Source organism: Trinickia sp. (assembly GCF_051961175.1).
GTDB lineage: Bacteria > Pseudomonadota > Gammaproteobacteria > Burkholderiales > Burkholderiaceae > Trinickia.
Genome location: NZ_JBQCDN010000275.1, coordinates 1 through 24,350, shown reverse-complemented (window position 1 = coordinate 24,350; position 24,350 = coordinate 1). Strand labels below are relative to the sequence as shown.

Below are 24,350 nucleotides of genomic sequence, written 5' to 3'. Positions count from 1 at the left end.
TCGTCGAATCTCAGCTCCCGTCGGCCGGGATCCATGCGGCCGTTGCGGCGCCGCTTGCCAGAAACGCGGGAAATTTTTCGCCGAGCTCCGCCATCGTGCGAATGTCGTTCTTCAGGAGATCGTCGCGCGTAATCAGCGTCGGCTTGATCACGATGTGGTGGTCCAGGGACTGACCTGCCACCTGCAGCGCCGCGGCACGCACGGACACCGCACCGACCACCGCCGGGTTGGTGGCGGCAGTCGCCGCCCATGGGCTGTTCGGCGCGCGGATCGCCGTGATATCGGCAGTCGAAATATCGGCGCTATAAATGCGCAGCTTCGCGCCGAGGTTCGCCTCGTCGGCCGCCAGCTTCGCACCGCGCGCAAACTCGTCGTAGGGCGCGAACACGACGCGGATATCCGGATGTGCGCGATATGCGGCGGCGGCCTGATTCGCGACAGACTGCGCGATCGGGTTGTCGACCGTGCCCCAGCGGGCCTTTTCCTGCACGCCCGGATGCGAGGATTTGAACGCACGCCAAACGGCATCGCGACGGTCGAGCGGTGCGAAACCGGCCACGTACACGTAGCCTGCCGAGAAGGTGCTGCCGTTGTCCTTCACCGCTTGCTGCAGGAGCAACGTGGCAAGATCCTCGTCGCTCTGCTCGATCTGGGGGACTTTCGGATTGTCGAGGTTGACGTCGAACGCGACGACCTTGATCCCCTTGTCGAGCGCGCGCTGAACGACATCCTTCAGCGATTCCGGCAAGCCGTGATTCACGATGATCGCGGACACACCGAGGCTGATCGCCTGCTGGACCTGCTCGCGCTCTTCGGCTGCGTCTTGCCGGCCCTCGTAGATGCGCAGATCGACGCCAAGCGCTTTTGCCTGCTTTTGCGCGCCCGCCTCGTAGGCTTGGAAGAAGTCGCCTGTCGACAGATAGTTGATCAGCGCGATCTTCACGCCCCCTTTGTCGAACGGCGCCGGCGCGCCCTGCAGGCCAGCGGCCGATGCCGCGGAGCCGATGCCCAGCGCGGCCGATGCCAGCACGAGCGCATTGAGGGCCGCACGCAACGGCGCTTTGCGCGTGGCGCCTGTCATACGGTGGATGGCGGTATTCGTCTTTGTGTTCGATAAAATCATCGGCTGCCCCTTTTGTCGTTCGCTCGGTATCTATGGTCGTGTACGTACGTGTACGTGTTCTTGCCCGGGCATCGCCGTGTCATCCGACGGCGGGCTCCGTGTGTCTCGCGCGGTACCCCGCGCCGGGATGCGGATCGGAGAGCCGCGCGCCCCGCCCGTGCAGCTTTTCGCGCAGCGTGCCGGGGGCGTAGTCCGTCTTGTCGGCCCCGCGCCGTTGCAGCTCCGGCACGACCAAGTCGACGAAATCGCTGAACGTCTCGTGCGTCAGCGCATAGGCAAGATTGAAGCCATCGACGTCGGTCTCCTCGACCCACGACTGCAGCTCGTCGGCCACTTGCGCCGGATCGCCGACCGTCACCGGCCCCAGGCCGCCTATCCCGCCCCACTTCGCGATTTCGCGCACGGTCCACACGCGCGTCGGGTCCGCGCTCGACAGCGCTTCGACAGCCGATTGCACGGCATTGCTTTCGACATGGCGCAACGGCTCGTCCAGGTCATATTTCGACAAGTCGATGCCCGTCCAGCCCGACATCAGCACGAGGGCGCCCTCGTCGCTCGCATAGCGCCGATAGTCGGCGTGTTTCGCATGCGCCTCGGCCTGCGTGGCACCTGTGATCACAGTGTGCAGATTAAAAATCAGCACGTCGTGCGGATCGCGCCCGAAGCGCTTGACGCGTTCGCGGATGTCCGCGACGAACGCCTTCAGGATCGAGCGCGACGGCGCCGCGATGAAGATGCACTCCGCGTGCTGAGCGGCGAAATCCTTGCCGCGTTTCGATGCGCCGGCCTGATACAGCACCGGCGTGCGCTGCGGCGATGGCTCGCACAAATGGATGCCCGGCACGTCGTAGTAGCGGCCGTGATGGCCGATCGGATGGACTTTCGATGGCTCGGTAAACACGCGCCGCGCGGCATCGCGCACGACCGCATCGTCTTCCCACGACGACTCCCACAACTTGTAGCAGACCTCCAGATATTCGTCGGCGAGCGCATAGCGTTCGTCGTGATTCGCCTGGGCGGGCAGCCCCACGTTGCGTGCAGCGCTGTCCAGGTACGACGTGACGACGTTCCAGCCGATCCGCCCGTTCGTCAGGTGATCGAGCGTCGACATGCGGCGCGCGAACGGATACGGGTGCTCGTATGACAGCGAGCACGTCACGCCGAAGCCGAGATGCTCGGTCACGTGCGCCATCGCCGAGACGAGCAGAATCGGATCGTTGACGGGAACCTGTGCCGCTTCGCGAATCGCAGCTTCGGCGCTGCCCTGATAGACGTCGTAAGTGCCGAGCACATCAGCGATGAACAGGCCATCGAACCGGCCACGTTCGAGCAGCTTCGCCAGGCCGGTCCAGTAGTCGAGCTGTCGATAGCGCGACGCGTTGTCGCGGGGATGGGCCCACAAGCCCGGCGATTGATGCCCGACGCAGTTCATGTCGAAGGCATTGAGACGAATTTGTCGAGTCATGACGAGCGAGCCGGCATCAATTCCATGGATGGCGCGCAGGCTTCGCGCCGTTGAGGTAGTAGTTGCCGACGAGGTGGTACTTCCAGCGCACCGGATCGTGCAACGTATGGGTGCGCGCGTTGCGCCAGTGACGGTCGAGGTTGTGCTCGGCGAGCGTCGCCTGGGTGCCGGCCAGCTCGAACAGTTTTTCACCGGCGAGTAGCGCCGTTTCCGTCGTCAGCACCTTGGCCTCGCCGACGGCGACCGACGCGCGCGCCACATCGTCCTCGCTGGTTTGCGCTTGTTCGGCGATCTCGTCCAGCACGCGCGCGGCGCGTTCGAGCAGCGCATCGGCCGCGTGCAGCTGAATATGCAGACGACCGATCTCGCGCAACGTCAGCGGATCGTCGGCTGCGCGCTCGACGTGGCTATCGACCCACGGCCGCGTGCGCTCGCGCACGAAGCGCAAGGTGTCGGCCACCGCCGCATGCGCGATACCGGCATCGATCGACGCCTGAAGGATCTGCGAGATCGGGCCGTTCAACGTCGGTTCATCCGACACGCGATGCGCCGGAAACACGTGCGATGCGGGCACGCGCACGTGATGGAGCACCACCGTGCCGCTGGCCGTCGTCCGTTGCCCGAAGCCCGACCAGTCGTCGATCACCGTGAGACCCGGCGTGCCCTGAGGGATATAGGCGAGCCAGCCCTTGCCGCCTTCATCGAGACCGAGCACGGGAACGTAGTGCGCGAACAGTGCGCCCGTCGAATAGAACTTCGTGCCTTCGACGCGATAGTCATCGCCGTCGCGTGTGACGCGCGTCTTCAGATCGAGCACGTGTTTCGTGCCCTTCTCGGAAAAGCCGTTGCCGAAACGCTTGCCCGCCAGCACCTGCGAGAAGAAGAAGCGCTTCTGCTCGGGTGTGCCGGTCAATGCGATGACGTCGACGAGGCCGAAGTGATTCTGTGGCAACTGCCCGAGCGATGGGTCCGCTGCGGCAACGATTTTCACCACTTCGGTCAAGGTCACGAACGACACGCCCGCGCCGCCGTATTCCTTCGGGACGGTAATCGCCCACAGGCCCGACTGAGAGAACCATTCCACCTCGTCGTGCGGCAGGCGCCGTTCGCGGTCGCGCACTGCGGCGTCCTTGGACAGACGAGCCGCCAGTTCATGGGCGACGGCGATGGCCTGCGCATCGTTCGAGATGATGCGTACGGCGTGTGCGGGTTCCTGTTCGGATTCTTGTTCGGGTTCTCGGTTCAGGGGAACTGCTTCGTCGATGGTGGACATCGAAGGCTCCGGCGTCAGTGATCATCGACACACGCTATCAGCGACACGCGATGTCGCCAAACGAGGCTTTCGACGATCGTTATTCCTTCGAGTCTCGGATCCTTTTCAGTGTCGCGACGATATGCTGTTCTCGCCTTGCGCGATAACGATCGCGTCGATCGATGGTTCCAATCGACGCCGGTTGGTCAGTAAAATCGTCATGGGTCACGCTTGAATGCGGCCACGATGCCGGGCACGATCATTCGTCATGACCGGCGCATCGCATTTCACGCGCTATGTCTATCCGTTACGCGTGCCCCTCATCGCGTTTGCCGACGCTGAACGTCAACGCCAGCGCGGCCACGAGCAGGGTGCCCTTGATGAAGTCCTGCATGTAGTACGGCGCGTTGAGCATCGTCAACCCGTTGAGCAGCACGCCGACGAATACCGCTCCGATCACAGTGCCGAGAACATTCGGGCGTTTGAGGCCCCCGACTGCATAGCCGACGAGCGATGCGGCCACCGCATCGAGGAGAAGCGAATGGCCGGCGCTCACATCGCCGCGGCCCACACGCGCGGCGATCAGCACGCCGCCGAGTGCCGCGATGGCGCCCGCCGCCACATACGCCGCCGCGCGGTAGCCGCGTGTCGGGGCCCCCGCAAGACGCGCAGCCGTTTCGTTCCCGCCGATTGCATAGAGCACGCGGCCCCAACGCGTCGTCTCCATCACGATGACGCCCAGCACCGTCAGCAACAGCAGCACGATAACCGGCAACGGCACGATATCGAACACTCGCAGGCGGCCTAGCGCTAGAAAAGCGTCCGGGAAAACGCCGGACGCCTCGGTCCCGTCCGGCAGAATCGTACCGGTCGCCAGCGATCGGCCGCCGGTAGGAATAAGCTGCAGGCCGGCGAGCAGAAACAGCGTGCCAAGCGTCGAGAGTTGGTCGGGCACGCGCAGCCGCGTGATCAGTAGTGCATTGAAGAGCCCCGCGAGCGCGCCGAGCGCTAGACAGGCCGCGAGGGCTTCGACCGTACTGCCGTGCCAGACGATGAGGACATAGCTCGCCGCCATCTGCGCGGTGGCGGCCACGCTGCCTACCGACAGGTCGAAGCCGCCAACGGCCAACGTGAGTGTGACCCCAATGCCGAGTAGCGCCGTGATCGACACGCCTTGCAGGATGCTGAAGAGATTGTCGACGTTGAGAAATGCCGGCTGCGCCACCGAGAAAACGATAACGAGCGCGGCCAGCGCGAGCAGCATGCCCGTGCGCTCCAGTGCGTTGCGTAACGCAGCGAGGCCGAACCATGAGCGTGGCTCGGATGGATTGCGGTACACGGACGCCGGCACGATCGCCTCACTGGGCGATCGCTGATTCGAGGATGGACGGGTGTTCATTGGGATATCGGCGCAGGAACGGGATGCGAAACGGAAACTGAAACGGCTGATAGGCTCGGCGCGACCGAAGCGTCCGGCGCGCCACGGTCGAAATGCACGATTCGGTCGGCCACTTCGAGTGCTTCTTCGAGATCGCTGACGAACACGAGGGTGGCCCGCGAATGCGCGTGACGGCGCAGCAGTTCGACGATATCGGCGCGGGCGCCGGCATCGACTCCTTGAAACGGCTCGTCGAGCAAAAGGACGCGCGCGGGCTCCGCATGCCAGCGTGCCAGTGCGACTTTCTGCTGATTGCCGCCGGAGAGCCGGCCAGGCCGGTCCGCAGGGCCACGACAGCGGATGCCGAAGCGTTCGATCGCCTCGAGCGCTGCCTGATGCTCGAGTCGCGAGTGCACGATGCCGCTCTTGAACCATCGCCGCAGAAACGGAAAGCCGATGGTGCCCGCGATGGTCGCAAACGGCACGCTGTCGGGAAACAGCGATGTCCGGCGCCGATCCTCGCCGAGCATGAACACGCCCGAACGAATGGCCTCGGAAGGCGAGCGCGGCTGCCAACGGGCACCGTCGAGCGTGACGCTCCCTTCGAGGGGACGCGACAGCCCGAAGAGCGTACGTGCGAAGCGCGATTTTCCGCTGCCGAGCGGGCCGGTGATGGCGACGATTTCGCCGCGATGAACGTCGAGATCGAACGGTGCGCTATCGGCGCGCAGACGCAACCCTCGAATAGCGAGCGCGGGGGCGCCGCGGCGGCGGGTACCGATGGCCGTATCCGCCTCGGCGGGCGCTTCACATTGGACCTGAGCGGCTCGAGCGGTTTGCAATGGCCGCCCGAGCATCGTCTCGAGTGCCGCGTCGAAATCGATCGGCCGTTTCAGCGCCCCGACGATACGGCCATCTCTCATGACGACAACACGATCCGCCATCCGCCGTAAGTCGCCCTGCCGATGCGATACAAGCAGGATCGCGACACCTTCGGCGCGCAATTGCTCGATCAAATCGAATAGATGTTCGGCGTCGAGCGCAGACAGGCTCGCGGTCGGCTCATCGAGAATCAGCAGCTTGGGCTGCGCCGCCAGGGCCCGCGCGATCGTCACGCGCTGTTGCGCGGCCAGCGGCAGGCTGGCGAGCGGCGCGTCGAGATCGACGTGCAGGCCCACGCGCGTCGCGCGCTGAGCGGCAGCGGCGCGCCGCACCTTACCTGGGTGAAACCAGGGCGCATTTGCGTCGCACAGTACATCGAGCAGCAGATTGTCGGCGACCGACAGCGAGGGCACGACCGCATCGGCAATGGCCTGATGCACGGTCACCACGCCATGCCAAACCGCGTTGTGCGGCGACGTGGGCAGATAAGGCTCGTCCCCCAGCGTCATCGCACCGCGATCGGCGCGATACACGCCGCTCAGTATCTTGACGAGCGTGGACTTGCCCGCGCCGTTTGCCCCCATCAACGCGACGACCTCCCCCGCCTCGATCGATAGGTCGACGCGATCGAGCGCGGTGTTCTGACCGAAGCACTTGACGATGCCGGCGGCGCGCAGAACGGGAGGCGGCATGGCGACTAGATAAACGGCTCGGGCGATGCCGCGGGCGCAGTTGCGCGCGAGCGGAACGAAGCCCCCGCATGGCGCGCAGCCAGCCGGTCTCCCTCGCCGAACAGCCGGTGCCTGAATGTGCCCGCGTCGTACGCCGTTTTATAGCGCCCACGGTCCTGCAGCTCCGGCACCACGAGATCGACGAAATCCTCGTAGCTCTCCGGTACAACGGTGCGGCTCAAATTGAAGCCATCCACATCCGCTTCGTCCACCCACTTGCTGAGCTCGTCGGCCACCTGCCCCGCGCTGCCCACGATGGCGGGATAGCGCCCACCGAGCTCGAACATGTGCAACAGCTTTCGGCGCGTCCAGCCGTGCGCCTGCGCCGTGCGCGTCGCCGATTCGATCGCGTTGCCGGGCGTGTAGTCGACCGGCGCATCGAGATCGTACTGCGCGTAGTCGATGCCCGTGCTGGCGGCGAAGTGCGCAAGACCCGCCTCACGGCTCGCGTAGCGCAGATAATCCGCATGCTTCTCGCGCGCTTCGGCCTCCGTCGCACCCGGCACGACCGCCACGCCGACGAATATCTTGACGTCGTTCGGGCGGCGCCCCGCTCTCACAAGTTCCGCTCTCAGCGCACGCACGGTTTCACGCCCCACCTCCCGATTCGGCGGCGAGATGAACACGCACTCGGCATGGCGGGCCGCGAAACGCTGTCCGCGTCCCGAACTGCCTGCTTGGAACAGCACCGGCGTGCGTTGCGGCGACGGCTCGGAAAGGTGATAGCCATCCACCCGGTAGTACCGGCCCCCGTGCTCGACACGATGCACTTTCGCCGGGTCCGCATAGACACGGGCGCGTTTGTCCCGCCTCACCGCATCGTCCTCCCAGCTGCCTTCCCACAGTTTGTACAGCACGTCGAGGTATTCGTCGGCGCGGTCATACCGTTCGTCGTGCGGCAGTTGCGCGGCGCGTCCCATCGCACGCGCCGCACTGTCGAGATACCCCGTCACGATGTTCCATCCGATGCGCCCCTGCGTGAGATGGTCAAGCGTCGAAAAGCGCCGCGCAAGCAGATACGGCTCCTCGTAACTCAGGTTCACGGTCACGCCGAAGCCAAGATGCTGGGTGGCGGCGGCCATGGCGGGCACCAGCAGCGCCGGATCGTTGACGGGCAATTGGATCGACTCGCGCAGCGTCACGTCGACGTTGCGCTGATAGACGTCGTAGACACCGACGATATCGGCCAGGAACAAGCCGTCGAACAGCCCGCGCTCGAGCGTACGCGCAAGTTCGGTCCAGTACGACAGCAACCGATAGTCCGACGAGCGGTCGCGCGGGTGCGCCCACAGGCCGTGATTGATATGGCCGACGCAGTTCATATGAAACGCGTTGAGCAGGACGCGCTTACCGTTGCCCATACTCGCCATCACAGTGCTCCATGCCGCGGCGGCAGCTTGCCGTTCAGATAGAAGTTGCCGATGGCGTGATACTTCCAGCGCACCGGATCGTGCAGCGTGTGCGTGCGCGCATTGCGCCAAAATCGATCGAGCCCGAGATCGTCGAGCGTGGCTGCCGTGCCCGCCAATTCGAAAAGACGCGAGCCTGCGTCGAGCGAGATCGCCGTCGTTGCCGCGCGCGCTTGCGCAACGGCAATCGATGCTTCCGCCACGGACTGCTCGCCAGGGTTGGCCTGCGCGGCGTCGACGAAGCGTCCCGCACGCCTGAGCAGCGCCTCGGCCCCACGCAGACGCGCCGCAAGGTCGCCGAACTGGACGATGGCGAGTGGGTCCTCCGCGGCACGCGCAACCTTTGCGTCGACCCATGGGCGCGCGCGCTCGCGCACGAAATCGAGTGCGGCAGCGAATGCGCCGCGCGCTTGCCCGAGGTCGATCGCGGCATGAAGAATCTGCGCGAACGGGCCGATGGTCGTGGCACGCTCGAACGACGCGCCGAACGGCACGACCCATTCGGGCTGCACCGCGACTTGCTCGAACCGCACGGAGCCACTGCCTGTCACGCGTTGCCCGAAGCCGTCCCAGTCGTCGACGATCGTCACGCCCGGCGTGTGCCGCGGCACGAACGAAAGGTAGGTCACATCGCGGCCGTCCTCTTCGGCAACGACGAGCGTCGGGATCCAATCGGCGTACAGCGCACCGGTGCAATAGAATTTTTGGCCGTCGATCTGCCAGCGCTCGAACGTCCGCGTGAGCCGTGTACGACGCTTGAAATCCTTTTGCCCGATTTCCGCCAATGCATTGCCGAAGCGCTCCCCGGCCAGCACGCGGTCATAAAAGAAGCGCTGCTGGGCAGGCGTGCCGCCCACGCGCAGCACCTCCAGCGCATAGAAATGGTTCTGCGGAATCTGGCCGAGCGAGCCGTCGGCTGCGGAGATCGTGGCCACCACTTCCGCGAGCGTTCCCGCCGTCACGCCTGGGCCGCCGTAAGCACGCGGCACCGTGATCGTCCACAGGCCGCTCGCGACGTACGCGTCCAGTTCGGCCCATGGCAAGCGGCGTTCGCGGTCGCGCAGTGCGGCTTCGGGAGCGAACTCGGCAGCCAGTTTTTTGGCGACTTCGACAGCATGCGCATCGCCTTCGATTCGCGCCGGCGTATAAGGCCGATCCCCTTGCGCGGGCGATGGCGCGGAGACGGCATGCGTGGCGCTTTCGTCGGGCGCCACCGGAAATTCGAGCGTCATGGTTCAACCCCGGTTTCGGTTCGAGTATTCGATTCCACCTTCAACACGCGCTTCAATTCCACGAGTGCCGTGCGGGCAGCACGTGATTGAGGTGATAGTTGCCGATCAAATGCAGCTTCCAGCGCACGGGATCGTGCAGCGTGTGAGTGCGCGCGTTGCGCCAATGACGATCGAGGTTGTGCGCGGCACGGGTGGCCGAGGAACCGGCCAGCTCGAACAGCTTCTCGCTGGCCTCGAGTGCGATGCGCGTCGTGAGCACCTTCGCTTCGGCGACGGCCACCGATGCACGCGCGCTGGCCTCGTGATCGACATGCCGCGCGGCGAGCGCATCGAGCGTCCGGCCGGTTTCGAGCAACACCTCGTGCGCCGCATGCAATTCGACTTGCAATCGGCCGACGTCGGCGATGATGTAGGGGTCATCGCTCGCACGCTCGACACCGGAATCGAGCCACGGCCGGGCACGTTCGCGCACGAAAGTCAGCGCATCGGCGACAGCCGCCTGGGCGATGCCCTGATCGATCGCGGCCTGAATCAGTTGCGAAGTCGGACCGTAAAGACCGGGGCGGCCGGCGAGGGGCCACACGGCGACGACATCCTCGGGATGGACCAGGACATCGTCGAACACGACCGTGCCGCTGGCGGTCGTTCGTTGTCCGAACGAATTCCAATCATCGATGACGGTGAGCCCCGGCGCGTCGCGCGGCACCCAGACCTGCACAGCACGCCCTTCGTCATCGATCGCACGGGCCGGCACCCGATGGGCGAACAGCGCGCCCGTCGAATAGAAGCGCCGGCCGGACAGGCGCAGGCCGCCCGGCGTCGACGAGAGGCGGGTCGTGCCGTGCAAGATGGTCGGCGCATCGGCCGAACGGCGTTCGGGTCCCGCGTTGCCTAGCCGCCAACCTGCCAACACTTCTGCATAGAAGCGGGCCTTCTGTTCAGGCGTACCCGCTTCTTTCAACAAGCCAAGCACACCGAAATGGTTCTGCGGAATCTGGCCGAGCGCCGGATCTGCCTCGCAAAGAATCACGAAAACTTCAGCGAGCGTCGCGAAAGAAACGTCGGCGCCCCCGTATTCGCGCGGAACGGTAATGGCACCGAGCCCGCTTTCAGACCATTGATCGAGTTCGTCCCACGGCAACAAGCGCTCGCGGTCGCGTTGAGACGCCGTGCCGGCGAACTGAGCGGCTAGCGTACGGGCCGCAGCAAGCGCGGCGGCGTCATCGGCGATACGCTGCACGCGGGAAGGGCTCGGGAGCCGCGGCAAGCGGCCGCCGGCGGCGAGTGTTTCGGTAGTCGGCATGAGTGTCCGGATCGGGCGAATGGCGATGCCCGTCCTGCGTCTGCGTCGGTTCGCACCACGGTGCGGTCCATAGAATCTCGCCTGTCGCATGAACGGGTCCAAGCCTCAATTGGACCAGCACTCGCCGCTGCGGCCTACCAGCAAATCGGCACTTGCTTATCGTGAATATCGAATTGGGCGCGTCGCGGAGGCGGCATCCTGTGCCGATGCCCGGCCAAAGGCGCGGCTCGCTCGGGCGGCACAACCGCACGGTCCTGCTGAAACATTACGAACTGACAGCACAAAAATTACAAACACCCTTCATTTCGATGAAAAAGACGCTTCAGCACCCATTTTCCTAGGGCAAACCCCTGATTGAATGCGGTCAATTTTTCTTGTTACAAAAACGTGAAAAAATTGCCGAAAGTCGCATACGTGTTTTTTTCCTACAATTTATTAGGAAGGGATTGCTTTCGGTAAAAGTGCTTCTTAGAATGGCCCCATGGTGTTACAAGTTGTAACGAGCTGTATCAAACGATGCACCGGGGACGCGCAAACGATGTCGCCCCCGCGAGCGACAAAATTACACGGTATAAAATACCGGACCGGGTCAACGGGGCTTCGGAAACGTGAGAAATGGACCGCAGCAGCGAAACGCTGGACTCTATCCGCGAAATTAATTTGTCGTACATCATGCTCGCGCAACGGATGCTGCGCGAGGATAAGGCCATCGGCATGTTCCGCCTTGGCCTGTCGTCGGAACTGGCCGATCTGCTGGCCGGGCTGTCGCTCGCGCAATGCGTGAAGCTGGCTGCTTCCGATCAGCTCTTGTGCTTTTTCCGCTTCAACGATCACGCGATGCTCTCGGCTTTGACGCAAACCGCGAAGAATACCGAGGTGGCCGCCACGCACACTGCGATTCTGCTCGCCAGCCAGCCCGCTGAGCAGTTCGCGTGAACGGAGGGAAACGCGCCATGGTCCAGAAGAAGAGCCTGACGGAAGACGCCCAGGAAGTGTTCCGTGCCATCGCCCTGATCGAACTCGGGGCGCGCATGCAGGTGCTCGAGAGCGAACTGACGCTCTCGCGCGATCGCATGATCCGTTTGTACCGCGAGATCAAGGGCGTGTCGCCGCCGAAAGGCATGCTGCCGTTCTCGGCCGATTGGTACATGACATGGCTCGCGAACATCCACGCGTCGCTCTTCTATAACACCTACGTCTTCCTGAAGCATGAAGCCGGGTGTTCGCACCTCGATGCGCTCACGAAGGGCTACCGCCTCTATCTGGAGCACTGCAAGCATAGCGATGCCGAGCCCGTACTCGATCTGACGCGCGCCTGGACACTCGTGCGCTTTTTCGATGCGGACATCTTGCAGCTGACGCCGTGCTGCCGCTGCAGCGGCAAGTTCGTCGCTCATCGGCACGATCTCCAGAACAACGTCGTGTGCGGCGCATGTCAGCCGCCGTCGCGCGCGGGCAAGACCAAGCGCGCCAGCGCCGCGAAGCACAACGCGGAAAGCACGCAACCGGCCCAAGCCGCCGCGCACGCGGCCTAACATCCCCGCCCGCCTCCTCCTCTTTTCTTGTTTCGCTCCACCTGCCGCGTGACGAATTCCCGGTTCATCACGCGTGCTGTTTCGTCGTCCGTCTTGCCGAGGCTTTTCTACGGCGATCGACCTTGCGATCCGCCCTTCCCACGCCGCCACGGTCAAGTTCGCTAAAGCAGCCAATTAAACGCTTCGTGCAAATTGGACTCGGGATATTCCCTGAGCGCCCAGGCCCTGTTGCTGCGTTGCGCCATGCCCGCGTGGTCGCGATTGACGCTGCTTTTAAGCCCTTCGTTGGAATGCTTTCCTATTGCATTGCATTCATTCCCCGCGCTTGACTCCTCCCCTCCTGGCTGCTGAAGTAAATCCACAAAATTGATTTAATCGAGCAGCCGATGCCACGCGCTGCCAGTTCGTTGTCCACCACCCGGAGGAGGAGCGTTCGATGAAGACCCGTCCCTGCCTGGCTGCGGCCAAGTACCTGATGTTCGGCGCAGCAGCTGCCTCGGCGCTATGCGCCGGTGTTGCGTTCGCCGATCAGCCTGTCATTGGCCTCATTACCAAGACCGACACGAACCCCTTCTTCGTGAAGATGAAGGAAGGCGCCGAAGCTGCCGCACAAAAAGACGGCGCCAAGCTGCTGACGGCGGCCGGCAGATACGACGGCGACAACAGCGCGCAGGTGACGGCACTCGAAAACATGACCACGGCGGGCGCCAAAGCGATCTTGATCACGCCCAGCGATACGAAGGCCATCGTGCCGTCGATCAAGAAGGCGCGCGCGGCGGGCGTCATGGTGATTGCGCTCGATACGCCCACGGACCCGCAGGATGCAACCGACGGGCTCTTCGCCACCGATAACTTCAAGGCCGGCGTCCTGATCGGCGAATATGCGAAAAAGGCGCTGGGTGGCAAGCCCGCCAAGATCGCCACGCTCGATCTCGCCCCAGGCATCTCGGTGGGGATCTTGCGGCATAACGGCTTCCTCCAGGGCTTCGGCATCAAGCAAGGCGACCCGAGCATCGTTTGCAGCCAGGACACGCGCGGCGATCAATCGAAGGGCCAAGCAGCCATGGAAAACTGCTTGCAGAAGGCGCCCGGCATCAACGTCGTCTACACGATCAACGAGCCGGCAGCAGCCGGCGCCTATCGCGCACTGAAAACGGCGGGCAAGGAAAAGGACGTGCTGATCGTGTCGATCGACGGCGGCTGCGAAGGCGTGCGCAACGTCAAGGCCGGGCAGATCGCCGCCACGGCCCAGCAATACCCGCTCAAGATGGCCTCGATGGGCGTGGATGCCGGAATCAACTACGCGAAGACAGGCAAGAAAGTGAGCGGCTACACGGATACCGGCGTGACGCTGATCACCGATAAGCCGATGTCCGGCGTCGATAGCAAGGACACGAAGTTCGGCCTCGAAAACTGCTGGGGCAAGTGACGGTACGTTGGTAACGGCTCCGGTACGGCGCCAATCTGCCGCGCCGGCTCCGTGCTCCATTTCGATCGCAGGAGAAGACGCATCATGACGACTCAATCCGCCGGACCGCTCACCCCGGCCCCCGCCCCACAAGCGCGCGGCCATCGCCTGCCGACCATCGCCGAGGCCGGCCCGTTGATCGCTCTCGTGGCCGCGTGCGCCTTCTTCATGTCGCAAAGTCATCGGTTTCTGTCGTTTCAGAATCTTTCGTTGATTCTTCAGCAAACGATGGTTGTCGCCGTGATTGCGATCGGCCAAACGCTGATCGTGCTGACAGCCGGCATCGATCTTTCATGCGGCATGGTGATGGCATTCGGCTCCATCATCATGACGAAATTCGCCGTCAATCTAGGGGTGCCGCCGATCCTCGCCATCCTGTGCGGCATCGGCGCAAGCGCGTTGTTCGGACTGCTGAACGGTGTACTCGTCACACGCGTGAAGCTGCCTTCGTTCATCGTCACGCTCGGCACGCTGAACATCGCCTTTGCGCTGACCCAGATCTATTCAAACGCGGAAACGGTGTCGAGTCTGCCCGATGCGATGATGTTTCTCGGCAACACGTTCAAGCTCGGGCCCGCCGAAGTCACGTACGGCACCGTGCTCGCGCTGTTGATGTATCTGGCCACTTGGTTTGTACTCCGAAATACTGTGCCGGGCCGGCATTTGTATGCCCTCGGCAACAACCCCGAAGCGGCGCGTCTGATGGGCTTGTCGTCGCAGCGAATCTTGCTGACTGTCTACACGCTCGCGGGGTTCATCTACGGCGTCGCGGCCCTGCTGCTGATCTCGCGCACCGGCGTGGGCGATCCGCAGGCGGGGCAAACGGACAACCTGGACAGTATCACGGCCGTGGTGCTCGGCGGCACAAGCCTCTTCGGCGGGCGAGGATCGATCGTCGGCACCCTGCTCGGGGCGTTGATCGTCGGCGTGTTCCGCAACGGGCTGACGTTGATCGGCGTCTCGTCCGTCTATCAAGTGCTGATCACCGGGATTCTCGTGATCCTGGCAGTGGCGGCGGACAAGCTCTCGCACCGGCGCGGCTGAGGGATCGGCGATCCGGGCTCGTCCACCCTCGCATTCGCACTCATATCCGTCTTCATATTCGTTTCGTATTCGTATTCGTTCGCATTCGCCAAGGAAACGCCATGTCGACCTCAAGCTCTCACTCCACCCAGCCCGTGCTCGAGGCGCGTGGCCTCGTGAAGCGCTACGGACATGTGACCGCGCTGGACGGCTGTGATTTCGAAGTCATGCCCGGCGAGATTATGGCCGTCATCGGCGACAACGGCGCCGGCAAATCCTCGCTGATCAAAGCGCTCTCGGGCGCGACCGTCCCCGATGAAGGGGAGATTCTGCTCGATGGCGCACCCGTGAGATTCCGCAGCCCGCTCGATGCGCGGGAGAAAGGCATCGAAACCGTTTATCAGGAGTTGGCCGTCGCGCCGGCGATGACGATCGCCGAGAACCTGTTTCTCGGCCGCGAGCGCCGCTTGCCCGGCTGGCGCGGTTCTCTGCTCAAAATGATCGACAAACGCCGGATGCTGGAGGAAGCCACCTCGGCCATGAAGGACTTGCAGATCGGGATTCGTTCCATGCGGCAAGCAGTCGAAACGCTGTCGGGCGGGCAGCGCCAGGGCGTGGCCGTCGCTCGCAGCGCCGCGTTCGCCCGGCACGTCGTCATCCTCGACGAACCCACCGCCGCGCTCGGCGTGAAGGAAGGCAATATGGTGCTGGAATTGATTCGGCGCGTGCGCGACCGCGGCCTGCCCGTCATCCTCATCAGCCACAACATGCCGCACGTGTTCGAGATCGCCGATCGGATCCATATCCAGCGGCTGGGACGGCGCGCGGCGCTTGTGCGTACGAAGGACATTCATATGTCCGACGCGGTCGCGATCATGACGGGCGCCAAGCAGGCGGATGTCCGAGCCATCGCATGAGGGCACGCTCGACCGGCGCCGCGGCTCATCCGTTTGCGCGGAAGCGGATCCCCCCGCATGATGATCCATCAGCATGAATGTGCGCACGCCCCCGCACGCGACGAGAACGGTCGGCTCGAACCAGGTCGGCATGCGGCAATTCAACGAGCGCATCGTCTTGCAAACGATCCGCTTGCATGGGCCGCTGCCGAAAGCCGACGTCGCACGGCTCACCCGGCTCAGCATGCAAAGCGTGTCAACGATCGTCGATCGGCTCATCGATGACGGCCTGCTCGCCAAACAAGCCCGCGTGCGTGGGCGGATCGGCCAGCCGTCGGTGCCGATTGCGCTGCGGCCCGAAGGGGCCTATACGATCGGGATCAAAGTGGGCCGCCGCAGTCTCGATGTCCTCGCCATGGATTTCATGGGGCATGTTTGCACGCGCGATGTTCTCGAATACGCGTATCCCGATCCCGACATCCTGTTTCCCGCGTTGGAGAGCAAAGTCGCGCGCGTAACCGATTCGCTCGGCACCCGGGCCGACAAGGTCGTGGGGATCGGCGTGGCTGCACCGTTGTGGCTTGGCGGGTGGCGCGATTTTCTCGGTGCGCCGCCGGCCGCGCTCGAAGCGTGGAACGCGATCGATATTCGGGCGCGCATCGCCGCGATGACGGGACTGCCGGTGGAATTCGCCAAAGATACGACGGCGGCGTGCGCGGCCGAGCTCGTCATGGGACAAGGGCGTGGCATTCGTTCGTTTCTGTACTTGTTCGTCGGCACGTTCATCGGCGGCGGGCTCGTGATCGATGGGCGCTTGCATGGTGGCCCGCACGGCAATGCCGGCGCGGTCGGCTCGATGCCGCTGACCATCGGCAACGGGGGGGCGCCGCGACAATTACTGCATACGGCGTCGGGTTTCGTGCTCGAACAGCGCTTCGTGGCGGCAGGTGTACCGGCGGCTGCGGCGCATGATCATCGCGCGCTCGGCGCCGACGTCTGGGCCATCACGGAACGATGGCTCGACGAGGCATGTCCCGCCATCGCGATGACGATTGCCGGTTCCACGGCGCTGCTTGACTTGGAAGCGATCGTCATCGATGGCGAGGTCGATCGGCAACTCGTCCGCGAACTCATTCGGCGCACGCAGGCCGCGCTCGATCGCATCGAGTGGGAAGGGATGGTCCGGCCGCAGTTGATTGAAGGGACGATCGGCGCCGATGCGCGGGCCATGGGCGGTGCGATTTTGCCGCTCTACGCGCATTTCGCGCCGACGCACGAGTTGTTTTTGAAGGATTGAGCCATTGATTGAGCCATTGCGTGGCGATGGACGGCGTTCCCTTTGGCCGATTCACTTTCAACCATTGCCGGGATTGAACATCCGCTGTTTCCGCTCAAGTCGAACGGCAGCAATCGCTGCCGCCAAAGTGAGACTGAATCAGACGGTCGCCTGCATCAGGCGGGCTTGTTGATGAACGGGTCGTGCTGATATCCCCCGCAGCCGTCCCCTCCACCGCCACCGCCGCCTCCGCCACCGTCATCGCCGCCGTCACTATTGTCGTTGCAATCCTCGCAGTTGCAGAAAAGGTTGAACGGCATGTGATAGACGACTTCCCCTTCGTTCAGCACCGTGGACTCCCAGTAGACGTCCGTGATCTCCTTGCGCACGATGTTCTTCGTCGTCACATCGATTTCCCAGCTGTTCACGGTTTCGACGACTTGCTTTGGAGGGGTAAGATTCTCGGCGCCCTGATTGAAGACGAACCCCCGGATGAAGGCGCGATACGCCACGCTCTCGACATCCGCTTCGCCTTGCAGATAGGCCGGGGCCATGGTTGAATCGGCCGGTACGCCGTCGGCGACACCCCCCAATGAGAGCGTCTGGATGCGCCAACGAATGATGTTGCCTCGCTTCCCAAAGATGTCCAACTCCGAGCCGCCCTCGCTCCTCGAATCCCACCACGTGGAAAGCATATAGACGTAGCCCACGCCCTCGCTGTTCGCTCCGAGCGGGATGTAGTCGCTAAAGCCTTTGTGGTCGCGCGCCTTATTCGGCCCGTAATGGTAAAGAATACGCGGCGCATCGACGATGACGGCCACATCGATGATCTTTGGACGAAATTCAGGCAGGCTGGACATAGTCATTCCCATTCAATGAGTCAAAGTAATAGACCGGATACGGACGATCGACTCGATCCGGAACGCGTGCCTCGCTAACGTTAGGTCACCCGCCACCGCGGCGGTAGCGCGAACGGATCGCGCACGGGACGCAGTCCTGCAGTCTGGGAAAACGACGGGAAACCCGCCGCGAACGCTCACTTCCCCTTAGCGCGGAGCATCTCTTCGCGTCTTTTGCTCCCATCGAATTTTCATCGTGTGGCGCCGATAGTCGGCCCCCGCTCCTCTACTTCACCCAGTACCTTGCATAAAACAATACTGCCTGCTACAGTTCGCACCATGCCAAACCAAGTACCTTGCGATGCATAGCACTCAGCAGTCAGGAAGCCGAAGCCGCGCATGAAGACCCAACTGAAAAAAGGCACGCTCGACATGTGCGTTCTGGCCGTGCTCGCACGCGGTGACAGCTACGCGTATGAGCTTGTCTCGACGTTATCGGAAACGATGGAGATCAGCGAAGGCACGATCTATCCGCTCATGCGCCGGCTGCAAGCCGAGGCGTGGGTATCGACCTATCTGGTCGAATCGAGCTCCGGCCCGCCGCGCAAGTACTACACGCTGACGGATCAAGGGCGAATGAGCCTGAATGCGATGCAAGACGAGTGGCGAAGTTTTGTCGACGAAGTGAATAGCGTGCTCGGCAGGCCCGGCATGAAACGAGGCTAGTGCCCTGTCCCGCAAGTTCCTTTGATATGAAATCGCCCATTTGGCCGCCAGGCGGCGTCGCTCGTCGTTGCCATAGCTACGGCTATGGCGCCTCCTCGCTCCTTGCCTGACAGGCTTTGCATGGGGCCGGAGTAAGCGCTAAAGCGCTAACACCGGCCGACACCAAATCGACAATTTCATTTATCAAAGAACTTACGGGACAGGACACTAGGGAGAAGCTCAATGAAACAGGACGAATTCATTCAGCGGTTGCGGCAAAGTCTGGCCAGCCTGCCCAAACAGGAAATCGAGGAAATCGTCGCCGATTACCGCGAGTACATCGGCGACGCGATTGCCGCCGGCCGCGATGAAGAGGAGGTACTCGCCGCGCTCGGCGATCCCGGCAAGCTGGCGCGGGAAATCAAGGCGCAGGCCACCTACCGTCAATGGGAAGCGCGCCGCTCGTTCGGCAATCTCGCGCGGGTTGTCGTGTCGATTGCCGGGCTCGGGCTGCTCAACCTCGTGCTGCTCGTGCCGTTCATCATTTATCTCGGGCTGTTGACGGCGGGCTACATGATTTCAGGCGCATTCGCGCTCGGCGGGCTCATTGCCGTTGTCTATGTCGGAAGCCATCAGGTATTCGGCTGGCCGCCCGCCGATAAACCGTCGATTCACATCAGCACGAATGTGGCCCATGCGGCGTCCGAGGCTTCCCGCAGCGACGGCGATAAAGAGGCAAGCGGCCAAGCGCCGGATCTCGGGGACGTCAAGGTGGACGGCGATCACTTCGTCCTGAACCTCGATGAGGGCAGTAAAGCTTCGATCGTCACGCGCGATGGTCTGGTCGTCCTCAAAAACGAAGATGGCGAGATGAAGATCGCCGCCGTCGTCAGCGGAGCCGAAAAGCTGCTGACCCCGGCGGGCGGCCATACGTATCGCATTGCGACGAACGACGTCACCTCGATGGTCGTCAAGGACGACGAAGGCAAAGCGGTGTCGATCAGCCATGCCCACAACGACAAAACGACGTTCATCTGGGATCTGCATGACGACAACGGATCCGATCACGTCCGGTTCGAGCAAGACGCACAGGGCGATATGAACCACTTCGCGGTCAAGAGCGGCTCCGATTCGGTCGTCATCGATCCGCAGCAAGGTATCACGATCCAAAGCGCCGACGATCGCGTCAAGATCGTCGCCCCGATGGGATGGTCGTTCGGTGCGATGACGTTTCGCTACGCGCTGGCCATGCTGATCGGCGGGGTGCTCGGCCTCATCGTCTGCATCTGGCTGACTCGCAAGACGTGGCTCGCCCTGGCGCGCTACGTCCATCGCCAAGCCGACGCGCTCTCCGCGCGGCTCGGAGCACGTGGACAGACGTCGTAACGCGTACTGACACAGTCACGCAGTCAGTCAGGCATTCGTACATTCATGCATTAGCCGTTAGCCGTTAGCCGTTAGCCGTTAGCCGTTAGCCGTTAGCCGTTAGCCGTTAGCCGTTAGCCGTTAGCCGTTAGCCGTTAGCCGTTAGCGTTACTGTGGCCGTTCATCGCCTGCTCATCAATTAGTTAGTAGTCCTTATATTTATTCTCACCCATCAAGCGGCATCGAAAGAGAGGAATCGCCATGAGCCTGCATCTAGCCGATGTTTCCCGTTCCGCTGGGCGCCGGCCCGCCCCTACGCCGGCGCATCTCGACGGCTTCCAGCTCGACGCCATGTTCATCCTCGATTGGCTCGAAACGGGTTGGCGTGCCGTGCGCACGCAACCGCTGCTGTGGTTGGGTGCCATGCTGGCGTGCGCCGCGTTCGCCGTAGCCTGCAAACACGTTCCCTTGCTGCGCCCTTTTATCGTCCTGATTGCCCCTTTGCTCGTCGGCGCGTTGATGGTTGCGCAAGAGCGCGTTCGGATCGCCCGGCCCGCGCGGCTGAGCGACATCGTCGCCACCGTTGCCCACCACCACTACGCTCTGCTGGCAATCGGGCTGGCCAGTGCCGCGCTGATCACCGTCGGATATGTACTCTGCGCGATCGCCGTCGATGCCTCCGTGCTCAAATCGTTCGTCACGAGCGGCGTCCATCATCTGTCGATCACGTATGGCGGCCCAGGCCTGCATGGGACGATTGCGACACTCGTCGCCCTGCCGATCTTCACCGTTGCACTGGCCGCCGCCTGGTTCGCTCCCGCGCTCGTCATCCTGCGGGAGGTGGGACCGCTCGACGCGATGGCGGCCAGCCTGCACGGCGCCGTCCGCAATTGGCGCACGACGCTGATCTACGTCGTGGCTGCGGCCGATGCGGTGCTGCTTGCGGGCCGCATTCCGCTTCTGCTGACGTCGTTCGCATTGACGCCGCTGATGTTGATGTCGATCTACGGCGGCTATCGCGACCTATTCGCCTAGCCCGCTTTATGCACCGCAGGATGATTCGATTCGACGACCTCACCGTTTCCGTGCTTGCTGCCGGCCCGGCAACATGTCGGCCGCGGCACGCCTCCTCCAGCGCTGAGTCGCTTGCACGCTTTTTTTGCAGGCGCCGGACAAAAGCGCATTTTGCCGAATGAATGGCGAGTACTCGCCAACACGCCGAAAACGTTTCCAGGCCAGAACCTTTACGAGTATGGCGCCCGAATAACGGCGACAGCGTCGCTTCGAATATCAGTTTTTCAATAAAATATCCACCGACGCCGGCGTAAGATTATCCTTAATCTTGCGTGAGATTTTCCCATTACAAAAACATAATATGCCTCTTGGGCGAATTGTCGTTACAAAGATTTACACGCACTAAAATGGGGCGATCTTGATCAGCCTGAATCACTGGAGTAGTCTCTCGTTGACATTTAAACCCCATGGAGGCCCGCCACATCAGGTTTGACGTCACGAACGAGATTTATCGCTGCCCCATGCCGTTACCGCTTGCTTTGAAAAAGCGAGCTCCGGATGCGCCTGGATCATCAAACTGACCGCGCGAAGCAGCGGCGTTTTCCCGCATCAGCATCGCCACTCGAATCCAACTTCGAGATCTGAATTTTCAATTGATTGCTACTGATCAAGCATCTCCTGGATCGTGCGCAGCGAACAAGAAACAAGAAATGGGAACGTTATGACTAACTCCTCGGATCAAAATATTTATCTCAGATATCATGCCGGCGATAAACACATACCGATCGTCAGCTTGGCCGCGTTTCTCACGAGAGACGAACAACGCAAGCAAGAACTTGCGCAGGTGCTCGGCAGGGTCTGCCGGGAACACGGCTATTTTTACGTAGAGCATCATGGGATTCCCGCGCATCTGCTGGAGCAGGCCGAGTCGGCCGTGCGCGCATTCTTCGACCTGCCGCTCGCAGAAAAGATGGCGATCAACATCGCCAACTCGCCTTTTCATCGCGGGTATGTACCGGCAGGCGAAGAGACCGCTTACGGCAGTCCGATCAAGGACATCAAAGAAGCGTTCGACATGGCGCTCGAGCTGGACCTCGACGATCCGGACGTCCGCGACGGCAAGTTTTTCCATGGCCCCAACGCCTGGCCCGCGGCACTGCCGTTGTTGCGGCCGACGCTATCGTGGCTCTACCGCGAATGGCTGACGATGTGTGGCAATGTCAGCGAGTTGTTCGCGCTCGGGCTCGGGCTGCCGAATACTTACTTTGCCGAGCGCACGCTCAAACCGCTCGCGCAACTGCGGGCCGCGCGCTATCCGCAGCAACCGCCGGGCGATATGGGCGGGGCGATCGGCTGCGGCGCCCATACCGACTACGGGATTGTTACCGTAATCTGGCAGATCGACGAGGAAGGGCTCGAAGTCTGCGATCCGTCCGGGCAATGGATTCGTGCGCCGCGCATCCCAGGCACGTTCACGTGCCTGCTTGGCAACGTGACCGGCATGTGGACGAACGACCATTGGCGAGCCACGCCGCACCGCGTCCTGAACGTATCCGGCCGCACGCGCCACTCGCTCAACTTCTTCTTCGATCCCGACTTCGATTGTGTGGTCGAGCCACTGCCGCGGTTCGTGACGGCTCAGCATCCGGCGCGCTACCTGCCCACGACGATGGGTGCCCATCTCGTGCAGAGTTTTGACGGCGTCTTCGAATACCGCAAGCAACCCTCTCAGGCCGAAACGGCCGCATATCAGGAGTGAAGCCAATGAAAAACATCATAGTCATCGGCGGTGGAGTGGTCGGTCTGGCGATCGCGCTGGAATTGAGCGAGAGCGGCGTACAGGTGATCAACGCGTTTCCGCGTGCCGGCGATGCGCTCTCGGCTTCGCGCGCCGCCGGCGCCATGCTCGGCGCATTTGGCGAACTGTCTGCCGACGACGGCCCCGAGGAAATGGCGGAGTTCGATTTCCGTCTTGCCGCGCAGCGCTACTACCCGGCATGGCTTGCGCGGCTTCGCGAGCTGTCCGGCACGCGCGTGTCGCAAGTCAAGGGCACCGTCATCATCGCGAACAACACCGGCGCGCGCGATCGAGACGGAATACGCCGCATGCATGAAGAAGCCATGTTGCGCGGCGAGCCTGCCGAGTGGATCGAACCCTCCGACGTACCCGGACTGAAGCCCGCTCCGGTCCACGCGCCGTCACTATGCCTTTATCTGAAGAACGAGCACTCCGTTGACTCCGGTGAACTGCTCGACGCGATGATCGCCGCGCTCGCGAAGCGCGACAACTACCAGCACCTCGATACCACCGTCATCGCGGTAAAGCCGGACGGGCAGTCGTGGGCTGCGAAGCTCGCCGATGGCAGGACGGTCACGGCCGATGCCGTCATCCTCGCGAACGGGTCCCGCTCGCTCGATTGTCTCGACCCATCGCTCATCGACGACGCCGCGCTGCCCGCGGTCAGCTTCGGCAAGGGCGTGTCGTGTCTGGTCAGCGGTGCCCCCGCAGTGGCTCATACGATCCGCACGCCGAACCGCACGTTCGCCTGTGGCATCCATGTCGTACCTCGAACCGCGAGCGGCTTGCTTTACGTCGGTGCCACCAATTTCACCGGTATCGATGAGGACGCGGAACAGAAGGTACAGCCCGGCGAGTTGCATGGCCTTTTCGACGAGGCGATCCATCAGATCAACACCGAAATTCGCACGAGCCGTATCGAGCAGATCCGCGTCGGGTTTCGTCCCATCGCCACGTTCAAACGGCCGCTCGTGGGCAAGACGCGCGTCGCGAACCTTTACATTGCGACCGGCACGTATCGCAACGGCGTGCTGATGGCACCGCTCGTCGCCGCGATGATCGCTGCGGAACTGGGCCTGCGCTCCGCGCCGTACGAGGGCAATCCGTTCTCGGTGCTGAGCGAGCAGAACAAGACGGGCTGGGAGATGGACCGGCTACTCGACGTCGGTGTTCGCGATCTCGTGGCCTTCCTTCAGGATCCACGCAGCCCGCTCCCGTACAACCGGGCAAGCGAACTCGAAGCCTATGTGCGCGCGTTACTGAAAGCGGCGGTCAGCAACGATGCGGGCGGCGATGCGCTGCATGCGATGATCCAGTCGCGGCTGAAGGAGGCGCCGTTCAACGAGACCGTTCACAAGCTCTTCTACGAGATCGGGGATAGCGTGCGCATGCCCGCCCGCGAGGCGGCTCAAGCCTGACGACAACGACGATCACGAGACGCCCCATGCGCCGCTCCGATGTCTTGGAACTCCTGACGCTCGCTGCCCTGTGGGGCGGCTCGTATCTACTCTTGCGCGTGGCCGTGCCGCCGTTCGGGCCGGTCGCGCTGATCGCGTTGCGTGTCGCCATCGCTTCGTGCTTCCTCGTACCGATGCTGGCCGCACGCGGCGAGTTGCGCGCGCTGCGCACCGGCTGGCCGCATTTGCTTGTCCTCGG

At 63.0% G+C, this 24,350-nt stretch carries 21 protein-coding genes; 12 read left to right on the top strand and 9 right to left on the bottom strand.

Annotated features, from left to right (window positions below):
- Positions 1-10: 10 nt before the first annotated feature.
- From ACTHL0_RS16300 to ACTHL0_RS16265, 8 genes are all read right to left on the bottom strand, one after another.
- Complete coding sequence (locus tag ACTHL0_RS16300) at positions 11-1,081, bottom strand: substrate-binding domain-containing protein (protein WP_440567889.1); 1,071 nt, start codon at positions 1,079-1,081, stop codon at positions 11-13.
- 121 nt (positions 1,082-1,202) lie between these two features.
- Positions 1,203-2,588 carry an LLM class flavin-dependent oxidoreductase gene (locus tag ACTHL0_RS16295; protein WP_440567842.1) on the bottom strand — a complete coding sequence of 462 codons (1,386 nt, stop codon included), beginning with the start codon at positions 2,586-2,588 and terminating at the stop codon, positions 1,203-1,205.
- Positions 2,589-2,604: 16 nt separating this feature from the next.
- A complete protein-coding gene (locus ACTHL0_RS16290; RefSeq protein ID WP_440567841.1) occupies positions 2,605-3,861 on the bottom strand; it encodes an SfnB family sulfur acquisition oxidoreductase in 1,257 nt (418 codons plus the stop codon).
- A 286-nt stretch (positions 3,862-4,147) separates the two neighbouring features.
- On the bottom strand, positions 4,148-5,104 hold the full coding sequence (locus ACTHL0_RS16285; RefSeq protein ID WP_440567888.1) for an ABC transporter permease: 957 nt from the start codon (positions 5,102-5,104) through the stop codon (positions 4,148-4,150).
- A gap of 131 nt (positions 5,105-5,235) precedes the next feature.
- Positions 5,236-6,792, bottom strand: coding sequence for a sugar ABC transporter ATP-binding protein (locus ACTHL0_RS16280; protein WP_440567840.1), 1,557 nt, complete (start codon positions 6,790-6,792; stop codon positions 5,236-5,238).
- Positions 6,793-6,797: 5 nt separating this feature from the next.
- Positions 6,798-8,201 (bottom strand): LLM class flavin-dependent oxidoreductase, encoded by a 1,404-nt coding sequence (locus ACTHL0_RS16275; protein ID WP_440567839.1) that lies wholly within the window; start codon positions 8,199-8,201, stop codon positions 6,798-6,800.
- Positions 8,201-9,472 carry an SfnB family sulfur acquisition oxidoreductase gene (locus tag ACTHL0_RS16270; RefSeq protein WP_440567838.1) on the bottom strand — a complete coding sequence of 424 codons (1,272 nt, stop codon included), beginning with the start codon at positions 9,470-9,472 and terminating at the stop codon, positions 8,201-8,203. The genes ACTHL0_RS16275 and ACTHL0_RS16270 overlap by 1 nt, the downstream gene beginning before the upstream one ends.
- 52 nt (positions 9,473-9,524) lie before the next feature.
- Positions 9,525-10,775 carry an SfnB family sulfur acquisition oxidoreductase gene (locus tag ACTHL0_RS16265; RefSeq protein ID WP_440567837.1) on the bottom strand — a complete coding sequence of 417 codons (1,251 nt, stop codon included), beginning with the start codon at positions 10,773-10,775 and terminating at the stop codon, positions 9,525-9,527.
- Positions 10,776-11,390: 615 nt separating this feature from the next.
- On the opposite strand from ACTHL0_RS16265, the gene flhD reads away from it, so the two are divergent.
- The 6 genes from flhD to ACTHL0_RS16235 all read left to right on the top strand — a co-directional run bounded on the left by flhD (position 11,391) and on the right by ACTHL0_RS16235 (position 16,994).
- Positions 11,391-11,711 (top strand): flagellar transcriptional regulator FlhD, encoded by a 321-nt coding sequence (gene flhD / locus ACTHL0_RS16260; protein WP_440567836.1) that lies wholly within the window; start codon positions 11,391-11,393, stop codon positions 11,709-11,711.
- A gap of 17 nt (positions 11,712-11,728) precedes the next feature.
- Positions 11,729-12,310: a flagellar transcriptional regulator FlhC gene (gene flhC, locus ACTHL0_RS16255; protein ID WP_440567835.1), complete on the top strand. Its 582-nt coding sequence runs from the start codon at positions 11,729-11,731 to the stop codon at positions 12,308-12,310.
- 475 nt (positions 12,311-12,785) lie between these two features.
- Entirely contained in the window at positions 12,786-13,739 is a 954-nt protein-coding gene (locus ACTHL0_RS16250; protein WP_440567887.1) for a sugar ABC transporter substrate-binding protein, read from the top strand.
- 84 nt (positions 13,740-13,823) lie between these two features.
- Complete coding sequence (locus tag ACTHL0_RS16245; protein ID WP_440567834.1) at positions 13,824-14,822, top strand: ABC transporter permease; 999 nt, start codon at positions 13,824-13,826, stop codon at positions 14,820-14,822.
- Between the two features lie 101 nt (positions 14,823-14,923).
- The gene (locus ACTHL0_RS16240) at positions 14,924-15,718 is read left to right on the top strand and encodes an ATP-binding cassette domain-containing protein (protein ID WP_440567833.1); all 795 of its coding nucleotides are present in this window, start codon (positions 14,924-14,926) and stop codon (positions 15,716-15,718) included.
- Between the two features lie 73 nt (positions 15,719-15,791).
- Positions 15,792-16,994 (top strand): ROK family transcriptional regulator, encoded by a 1,203-nt coding sequence (locus ACTHL0_RS16235; protein WP_440567832.1) that lies wholly within the window; start codon positions 15,792-15,794, stop codon positions 16,992-16,994.
- Between the two features lie 155 nt (positions 16,995-17,149).
- Here the strand turns inward: ACTHL0_RS16235 and ACTHL0_RS16230 are convergent, their stop codons facing one another.
- Positions 17,150-17,839, bottom strand: a complete 690-nt coding sequence (locus ACTHL0_RS16230) for a hypothetical protein (RefSeq protein ID WP_440567831.1) — start codon at positions 17,837-17,839, stop codon at positions 17,150-17,152.
- Positions 17,840-18,211: 372 nt separating this feature from the next.
- On the opposite strand from ACTHL0_RS16230, the gene ACTHL0_RS16225 reads away from it, so the two are divergent.
- The 6 genes from ACTHL0_RS16225 to ACTHL0_RS16200 all read left to right on the top strand — a co-directional run.
- Positions 18,212-18,538 (top strand): PadR family transcriptional regulator, encoded by a 327-nt coding sequence (locus tag ACTHL0_RS16225; RefSeq protein WP_440567830.1) that lies wholly within the window; start codon positions 18,212-18,214, stop codon positions 18,536-18,538.
- 222 nt (positions 18,539-18,760) lie between these two features.
- Positions 18,761-19,903 carry a DUF1700 domain-containing protein gene (locus ACTHL0_RS16220; RefSeq protein WP_440567829.1) on the top strand — a complete coding sequence of 381 codons (1,143 nt, stop codon included), beginning with the start codon at positions 18,761-18,763 and terminating at the stop codon, positions 19,901-19,903.
- Between the two features lie 240 nt (positions 19,904-20,143).
- Positions 20,144-20,917, top strand: a complete 774-nt coding sequence (locus ACTHL0_RS16215; protein WP_440567828.1) for a BPSS1780 family membrane protein — start codon at positions 20,144-20,146, stop codon at positions 20,915-20,917.
- 700 nt (positions 20,918-21,617) lie between these two features.
- Positions 21,618-22,655 carry an isopenicillin N synthase family dioxygenase gene (locus ACTHL0_RS16210; protein WP_440567827.1) on the top strand — a complete coding sequence of 346 codons (1,038 nt, stop codon included), beginning with the start codon at positions 21,618-21,620 and terminating at the stop codon, positions 22,653-22,655.
- Between the two features lie 5 nt (positions 22,656-22,660).
- The gene (locus ACTHL0_RS16205) at positions 22,661-24,112 is read left to right on the top strand and encodes an FAD-dependent oxidoreductase (RefSeq protein WP_440567826.1); all 1,452 of its coding nucleotides are present in this window, start codon (positions 22,661-22,663) and stop codon (positions 24,110-24,112) included.
- A gap of 26 nt (positions 24,113-24,138) precedes the next feature.
- Positions 24,139-24,350, top strand: a 212-nt coding sequence (locus ACTHL0_RS16200) for an EamA family transporter (protein ID WP_440567825.1), incomplete at its 3' end; no start/stop codon positions are given.